Source organism: Flavobacterium sp. W22_SRS_FP1 (genome assembly GCF_052113685.1).
GTDB lineage: Bacteria > Bacteroidota > Bacteroidia > Flavobacteriales > Flavobacteriaceae > Flavobacterium.
On sequence record NZ_JBGQOE010000048.1, the window covers coordinates 1 to 8,249 of the forward strand.

General features: G+C 30.3%; 11 protein-coding genes. 8 read left to right on the forward strand and 3 right to left on the reverse strand.

All coding sequences use genetic code 11. The annotated features are described in order from the left end of the window. Positions 1–176: 176 nt before the first annotated feature. The 7 genes from ACEN2H_RS15235 (at position 177) to ACEN2H_RS15265 (ending at position 5,882) form a co-directional block, all read left to right on the forward strand. Positions 177–1,478, forward strand: coding sequence for a phage integrase SAM-like domain-containing protein (locus ACEN2H_RS15235; protein ID WP_441733838.1), 1,302 nt, complete (start codon positions 177–179; stop codon positions 1,476–1,478). A 23-nt stretch (positions 1,479–1,501) separates the two neighbouring features. Then, positions 1,502–2,122 carry a hypothetical protein gene (locus ACEN2H_RS15240; protein ID WP_441733840.1) on the forward strand — a complete coding sequence of 207 codons (621 nt, stop codon included), beginning with the start codon at positions 1,502–1,504 and terminating at the stop codon, positions 2,120–2,122. 57 nt (positions 2,123–2,179) lie between these two features. Then, entirely contained in the window at positions 2,180–2,443 is a 264-nt protein-coding gene (locus ACEN2H_RS15245; RefSeq protein ID WP_441733842.1) for a helix-turn-helix domain-containing protein, read from the forward strand. 4 nt (positions 2,444–2,447) lie between these two features. Beyond that, positions 2,448–3,854: a DUF3987 domain-containing protein gene (locus ACEN2H_RS15250; protein WP_441733844.1), complete on the forward strand. Its 1,407-nt coding sequence runs from the start codon at positions 2,448–2,450 to the stop codon at positions 3,852–3,854. 97 nt (positions 3,855–3,951) lie between these two features. Further along, positions 3,952–4,839, forward strand: coding sequence for a DUF6371 domain-containing protein (locus ACEN2H_RS15255; RefSeq protein WP_441733846.1), 888 nt, complete (start codon positions 3,952–3,954; stop codon positions 4,837–4,839). A 12-nt stretch (positions 4,840–4,851) separates the two neighbouring features. After that, the gene (locus ACEN2H_RS15260) at positions 4,852–5,340 is read left to right on the forward strand and encodes a hypothetical protein (protein ID WP_441733848.1); all 489 of its coding nucleotides are present in this window, start codon (positions 4,852–4,854) and stop codon (positions 5,338–5,340) included. Positions 5,341–5,537: 197 nt separating this feature from the next. Then, the gene (locus tag ACEN2H_RS15265) at positions 5,538–5,882 is read left to right on the forward strand and encodes a hypothetical protein (protein ID WP_441733850.1); all 345 of its coding nucleotides are present in this window, start codon (positions 5,538–5,540) and stop codon (positions 5,880–5,882) included. 4 nt (positions 5,883–5,886) lie between these two features. On the opposite strand, the gene ACEN2H_RS15270 is transcribed toward ACEN2H_RS15265, so the two are convergent. The 3 genes from ACEN2H_RS15270 to ACEN2H_RS15280 are packed head-to-tail and all read right to left on the reverse strand — an operon-like array spanning position 5,887 to position 7,207. After that, positions 5,887–6,291, reverse strand: a complete 405-nt coding sequence (locus ACEN2H_RS15270) for a tetratricopeptide repeat protein (RefSeq protein WP_441733852.1) — start codon at positions 6,289–6,291, stop codon at positions 5,887–5,889. Between the two features lie 7 nt (positions 6,292–6,298). Next, positions 6,299–6,724 carry a hypothetical protein gene (locus ACEN2H_RS15275; protein ID WP_441733853.1) on the reverse strand — a complete coding sequence of 142 codons (426 nt, stop codon included), beginning with the start codon at positions 6,722–6,724 and terminating at the stop codon, positions 6,299–6,301. A 15-nt stretch (positions 6,725–6,739) separates the two neighbouring features. Then, positions 6,740–7,207, reverse strand: a complete 468-nt coding sequence (locus ACEN2H_RS15280) for a hypothetical protein (RefSeq protein WP_441733855.1) — start codon at positions 7,205–7,207, stop codon at positions 6,740–6,742. A gap of 650 nt (positions 7,208–7,857) precedes the next feature. On the opposite strand from ACEN2H_RS15280, the gene ACEN2H_RS15285 reads away from it, so the two are divergent. After that, positions 7,858–8,249: tetratricopeptide repeat protein (locus ACEN2H_RS15285; protein ID WP_441733857.1), on the forward strand; the 392-nt coding region annotated here is incomplete at its 3' end.

Here is an 8,249-nt window from a genome sequence, read left to right on the forward strand (position 1 = left end):
GATGGGAACATTACCCGTGTATTATCACGGAATTAAAAGCCATATAAACCTAGTATTTATAAGAGAAGTAATGATTTCACTGATACTTTCAAAATCGAGATAATTCGCATAAATACACTTAATGTTTAGCAAATGTTTAGCAAAATAAATTATCTTTATTTTTTAAACCTTAAATTATGGCTACAATAAAACTTTTACTTCGAAACAAAAATGAAAATTCTAATATTTATGTTCGATACTCTATAGATCGGAAAACGCTGCTTTGGAGAAAAACAGGGTTTGTTGTTGATGCTAAGTTTTGGGACGATGAAAAAGAAAGGACCAAACTTAAAGATGAAAACTCTAAAAATTTAAACACAGATTTAAGAAACTTAAAATCAGCATTAGAAAATGCTTATAATGCTGGGATTGGTGCTGGAATAGAATTCACGGGTGATTGGTTACAACTTCAAATTGACATATTCAATAACAAAATTCCAGTAGTTGAATTAGATGTACTGACTACTTATATTCAAAAGTACATTGATGAAGCTCCATTTAAACAAAACGCAAAAAAACAACTTGGGTTAAGTAATGGTCGTGTTCAGAATTTAAAACTTTTTAAAAACACAATTATCCGTTATGAAACAGAAATATTAAAGAATAAAAGTATATTAATTAAAGATATTGATTTAAAATTTGTTGAAAGATACAAGATGTGGATGTTCTGTTTGAAATATTCTATTAATTACGTTGGAAAAAACATTGCTAACATTAGGACGATATGTCTTGATGCATCTAAAAACGATATTGAAACTTCACCACAAATTAAGAATATTAAAGGCATTTCCGAAAGTCGTGAGCCTGAAGATATAGTCTTTTTGAACGATGATGAGCAAGAAGCTATTAAAAATGCTCCCCTTATAAGGGAAGCACTTATCAATGCTCGTAAATGGTTACTTTTAGGTTGTTTGATTGGTCAACGTGGCGGCGACTTACTTAATATTACTGAAAAAAATATAAAAGAGTTAGATGGTGTAAAAATAATTGAATTAAAGCAGCAAAAAACAGGGAAATTAGTAGCAATACCAGTACTTCCTGAAGCAGTTGAAATTTTAGAAGAGGGGATGCCTTATAAAATATCATTAGTTCACTTTAACGAATACATTAAAGACGTTTGTGAAGCCGCTAAATTATATACACCAACTATGGGAAGAAAAAAACTTAAACATAACGAACCCACAGTTAAGGGAATTTATCCAAAACATGAAGTTGTAAGCAGCCATGTTTGCAGGAGATCCTTTAGTTCTAATTATTACGGACGTATACCAACAACTGTATTAATGGGCATAACAGGACATGGAACAGAACGAATGTTTTTGTCATATATTGGAAAAACAACTTATGACAACGCTCACCAGATGTTAGAATATTTTAGTAAATTGGCTCCCAAGACAAAAACTGCAGATGTGAAAGTGATCAGGAGTTCAACTAAATAATTTATAACTAAATATTTAATAAAATGGATTTAAGCGAAATACAAACTAAAATTTCAAGTGAATTTTTTAAAGAAACTTTGTTAAGCCTTATAACGACTTTAGAAGATGCTTTTAATCATCTTGACGATGAAAATAAAGGGATTTTATTAAAGTGGCTAGAATTTGAATTCCTTTATAAACAAATATCAATTTATGACACTATGCAAATAAGTTGGTCCCCGATGAAAGAACAATTTAGTAAGGAGACAAATCAAGAACTAGAAACCATCAGTAAAACGAAAAAACGTAATATAGAATACCTTCAAAGGTGGATTATCGAAAATAAATCTAATATTTTAAAAGTTGAATTACCTGAAATTGATTTAAGCGGTACATCAGCAACAGAAAAAATAATTTATTTACAGAAACTTGGCATCATTGATTTTTTAAAAAGAAAACAACCCTTTTTGTCTTCAACAAATAGTTTGGCAACAGTTTTAAGCGCAGTTACTGGTTCGAAAGCTAGTACTATTCAACCAATGATAAATCCAATTTTGAGTAAAAAAGTAGATGACAGAAACAATCCTATGAATTCAACTAAGACAGTAATAAAGGTTGAATCACAACTTATAAATATCGGTTTCAATCTAAATGAAACGATTTAGGGAAACCCTTAAAAAACCCTAAAATTCATTTGTGCCTTAATCCTAAACAAGGTACAAATGAATCAAATTTTTTTAAACGGCATCACACTCCAAGAGTTAGCCGCAGCACTTATTCCTTTATTGCAGATCCAAAATACTGCAAATCTCCAATCCGAAAATGAGTTAATGACTCGAGACGATGTCTGTAAAATGCTTTCTTTTAATAAAACGAGTTTATGGAAACATACTCGAAGTGGAAAGTTAAAAAGCTACGCTATTGGAAATCGTGTTCTATACAAGAGAACCGAGGTTTTAGAATCACTAACCTATTTAAAAAAGTAAGGTTATGATAAATTCTAACACACATAGTAAATCAGATAATAATTTTCAAAATGAATCTTTAATAAGCTTAAGCAAAGCAATCGATGATTCAATGAAATCTGAAACTTTGGCAAATGATAATCCATTTCCAATTGATGCTTTTCCGCAATTGTTTAGTGACTTAATAATTGATTTAAGCAAATCATTACGTTTCCCCCATGACTATACAGGAACAGCAATATTAACAGCTATATCATGTGCAGTAGGCACAACAGTGAAGTTAAAGGTAAAAGAGAGCTGGTATGAATACGGTTCACTATATTGTTGCCTAGTTGGAAATGCAGGTGCAAATAAAACTCATCCAGTAAACCATGCTTTTATTCCTATTCGTGAATTAGACAAAGCAAGGCACGAGAACTACAATATACTTCTTAAAGAACATGGTGATTATTCTAAATTAACCGAAAAGCAAAAAAAAGAAGTCACACCAGTTCCAGAGCCTATTTTAGAGAAAAGCCTCATGGCCAACTTCACACCTGAAATTTTAACTAAAAGACTGTATCAAAATCCTAGAGGATTGACAGTTCTAAGTGATGAATTGGCAACCTTTCTAGAAGGAATGAATAACTATTCTAAAACCGACCAATCTAGCACCTATCTTTCTTTTTGGAGCAATCAACAAACATCAATTGATAGGATTGGTGCTCCAATACCATTATTGATAAACTTGCCTTATTTGTCGATTATTGGTGGAATACAGCCACGAATGCTTAGTAAGTTATTCCCTATGCAAAAACAAAACAATGGTTTTTATCAACGCTTCTTATTTGCATTTCCAGAGGCAACATTTAAGGAACCAATAAGTGATGAAGAGTCAAGTTTAGAATTGCAAGCAAAATATACTGATTTTATCAATGGTTTTTTCAATTCGAAAAAGGAACTTAATGCAGATGCAAAAATAATTACATGGTCAAAAGAAGCAAAAGATTTCTTCATGCAATGGAATTTAAAGCAATGTGAAATGGTAAATGAAAATCAAGACACTATTAAAGGCGAGATAATTTCAAAATTTGATATTCATTTTATTCGCATTGCCTTATTACTTCAAATGATGGAAGATCCGCAAAGTATTGAAATAGGATTAGATGCAGTAATTGGCGCTGAAAAGCTATGTAATTATTACTTGAATTGTTCTTTAAAAGTGTTGAGATACATTCACAATCCAAACTCGTATTTATTTTCATTAGCAGATAATAAGAAGCAGTTTTATAATTCACTACCAAACACATTTAATACCGCTCAAGCAGTTGAGATGGGAATTCAGTTTGATTTTCAAGAAAGAAGAGTAAAAGAATTTCTAAATGATTCCGTTTTATTCAAGAAAATCAAGCACGGAACTTATGAAAGAAGAATCGTTAATAAAAAAGAATAATAATTAATTAACCGCACTTTGCATTATTGACATTATCGACATTTTGAAAGTGACAAAAGTGCGGAAAATGCAAAGTGCAAATTAAATAACACTAAAGATGAACCAATATAAATTCAGTTTAGACCCCAGCAGTAAAAAGTTTACATGCCCAAGATGCAATAAACAAACATTTGTAAAATACATTGAAAATGCAAATGGCAGTTATTTAGATGATGAATTTGGGCGATGTGACAGAGAAACTAACTGTGCTTTTCACAATCCTCCAAAAAACAATAAAGTAGGCCTATTTGTGTGCTGTAAACCAAAACCAAAACCAAGTTTCCATAGTCTTGAAATACTCGATAAAAGCTTTTCAAGAAACAAAGAAAATAATTTTATTGAATTCTTAAAAACGCTATTTACAGCAGCTGAAGTGACAGAAATTGTTTCAAAATATTTAATAGGAACTTCGAAGCATTATAAAGGAGCTACAATATTTTGGCAAATTGATAATTTAGAAAGAATTCATGCAGGTAAAATTCTGCAATACATTACTGAAACAGGTAAAAGAGCAAAAACAACAGAAGGTAAAGGAGTAATAAATTGGGTGCATAGTGTAAATAAAACGGAGGACTTTAATTTAGACCAGTGTTTGTTTGGGTTACACCTCATTAGTGAAACTAATCAGAAGACTATTGCAATAGTTGAAAGCGAAAAAACAGCCGTTATAATGAGTGTTTTTAAACCTGAGTACATTTGGTTGGCCACTGGTAGTAAGCAAGGGTTTAAACAGTCAATGTTAGATCCAATTAAGCAATTTAAAATTGTTGCTTTCCCTGATAAAAGTGAATTTGAAGATTGGAAACATAAAGCAATTGAACTAAATGCTATCGGGTATAAAATTATAGTTAGTGAATTTTTAGAACAAATGGATTGCGATACAGGAATTGATTTGGCTGATATTTTTATAAATGAAATGACTAAAATGACTATTGTAAACAATTAAAATAAATAAATCATGCAATTAGATAAAGCATTAGAAATAGCTGAAAGAACAAAAGAATTACTTGCTCCATATTGCGAGCGAATAGAAATAGCAGGAAGTATTAGGCGCAAAAAACCTGAAGTTAAGGATATTGAATTAGTAGCAATAGCAAAACCTTATGATGTAGGGCTTTTTGAAAGTGGAATAGCAACGGTAGTTAACCAATGGAAGAAAGTAAGAGGTGAATTACCATGCAAATACACACAAAGACTATTACCAGATGGTATTGCATTAGATTTATTTTTCACTAATCATGAGAACTGGGGATTAACTTACGCTTTACGAACAGGGTGTGCCGACTACTCACATAAAGTGTTAGCTACTGGATGGGTTAAACTTGGATATAAGAGCGAAGGAGGTCAACTTTGCATTAGTGGTAGGCAAATAGCTATCCCAGAAGAAAAAGATTTATTTGAGCTAATAGGTGTGCTTTACTTGGATCCAGAGTTACGAAATTATTGATTGAATATTTGCAAACTTAGCCTTTGTCCAAATAGTCAAACATATAATTTTTATAAAATTAAAACAATAAAAAATGACAACCTGTTCCCCTTCGAGCAGGTTGTTTTTTATGTGTAATTAGAGGGCAGTACGCACCTGAATTTTTAACAAAGGAAGATAAAGATAGTACATACGTACCAGGCTCTTATTCTAAAATTTTGGGTTTACATTTAGGTCATTATAAAAGCGACTATTATGAAGTTAATCAAATAGGCGATAAATATGTTAAATGGGGTGATACAATACACGTTATACGACCAAATGGTGATAAAAATTATGTTATTGATGACGACAAAATTACATCATCAACAAGTAGAAATGATGGTTCTGTTTTTACATCTGATTGGATAGTTTGGTATAAAAGTTATTCCAATCGTTATTCTTTAGAACCAAAAAAATGGGCATTTTTAATATATTTTTCTATTTATTCCACTATTGGTATAATACTTTCAATCATTATTTATTTCATTATGAAAAATAGAAAAAGAATTGTGTTAGAATAATTAATTAATCTCTACACTGGGCTTCTATTATTGCATAGGCGTCACTAATTCCCAGCTCACCTGCTTTGCTTAAATCTTGGCATCCTTCTTCTTTTTGGTTATTTAGTATTCTTGAAACACCTCGCAAAAAATAAGCGTTTGCGTAATTTCTGTCTATACTTATTATTAGGGTAAAATCGGATATTGCTCCACGCTCATCTTTAAGATTATGTTTTGCCATACCTCTTAATTCTATTGCTTTTTTGTTCTTAGGATTTATTTTTATTAACTTATTTAATTCTTGAATAGCTGAAAAATAATTTTTATCTTGAAAATAAGTATTTGCTTTTTCGTATGAAGCCTTAGTGTTTTGAGCAAAACCAATTGAGCAAAACAGTAAAAATAAAGTTTGAATAATAATTTTTTTCATACCCAATTTATTTAAGACTGACAGTTCCATCAATATCCATTAAAGGCAATAAATAAGGGGCGTATCTATCCCAAGTTTCTTTTGATATTTTGTTATAGGTCATATTATAAAGCTCAAAATAGTCATAATGTTTTATAGTTCTACTATAATAATTCCCTGTAATATTCATCTGATTTAAATCCTCTGGGCTTAACATTAATATTACTCTTTTTATTAATTGTTGATCACCTTTCAATTCTCTCATATTTGGTATAAAACTTACTTTATCAATTACATTTATAAAATCTGAACCTCTGTGGTTATCAACAATACCTGATGGATAATTGTTATAATAATTATCCCATTTAGGATCGATATTGTAATTTGTTTGTGCTACACATTTTGAGTTCGAAAAAACTAAAAAGGCTATAAATAATAATGCTTTAACTCTCATAAATAATTAGTTTTATTAATTAGTTTGTAATATACTTTGTTTCACAGAATTCATAAACATAATTCTATCTTTCCAAAAAGAAATTGCGTTAGTAACTCTAGCTATTGATATAGTTTCATTGTCAATGTTCATTCCATAGTTATCGTTAATTTCTTTAAATGGGAAAGGAAATTGCTTTTGGATTTCATTCATAACTTCTTTAGGAACCCCAACATCTGTTGTTTCAGGAATTAACAAGTAAATCGTTTGAACGATACGTTCATTTTTTATTCCAACAATAATATCTGCTATCTTTCTACCAAAAAAAGTATCGTAAATTTCTTTTTTATATTTATAAGCAAACACACCTGTTCTGGATGAAATACCTATTAATTCAAATTCATTAGTTGTAGGAGTTAGATAATTCCCTAGATAGAATTTTTGTGCATTAACATCAGTAATACAAGCTACAAATAAAAAAATGAGTAGTAACGCTTTTTTCATATGAGTACAAATATAGTAAGAAAAAAAACAGGAACGCTATCGCTGAAGCATTTGTACCCACCCAAGCCAACGCTATTAGGGTTTTAGCTTTCCCAACGCATAAACAGTACATTGTTTTTTGATTGTATAAAAAAAGAGCTGAAGACACACCACCTCCAAAATCATCCTTATAAGCCAAAACCTAAATCTGGAAGCCATATACTGTAAATATAGCTTTAAGTTAGATGATTTGGGTATTTACTACAAATCATTTAAAAAATTATTTCCCAAAATTTTTTAACCAATTTGCTTATTTTAGTGTGTACATGAAAGTAGAGCTGCACCCCAGCCAAGACCCCCACATGTGATTTTTAAGTTCGATAGCCGTCCTATATAATAGAATATTTATGCTTTTATTCATCGGTAAATAATTTCACAAAAAAAGTTACAATAAAAGTTATAAAAAATCGTTGAAATTGGAAAATAAGTAGTTGCTTTATATTCCTATCCTAAGATTAAACAACTATAAAATTATTTTCCTCAAATGTGGAAAACCGTGAGGAATGGGTTATCAAGTAATATAGTTTTGTTATAAAATAGAAGTAACAGCTTATTTCTTGAATTGAAATGATAATTGCAAACTTACTTACGTTCTCTTAAAAAATATAATTATGAAAAGAATATCTATTGGTGTCGTTTTATTTTTAACTTCTTTTTCTTATTGTCAAACTGCTGAAGAATTCTTTGAGAGAGGTATTTCTAAAGCTGATTTAGAAGACTATTCAGGTGCATTAGCAGATTATTCAAAAGCTATTAAGATTAATCCAAAATTTAGCAATGCTTATTTCTACAGCGGAGTTTCTAAAGTTAATTTAGAAGACAATCAAGGTGCAATAGCAGATTATAATAAAGCTATTAAAATTAATCCAAAATTTAGTGATGCCTATTTTAATAGAGCAGTTGCTAAAGGTAATTTAAAAGATTTCCAAGGAGCAATATCGGATTATTCTAAAGCTATTGAAATTAATCCTAATGATAATGGAGCTTATTATAATAGAGGGCT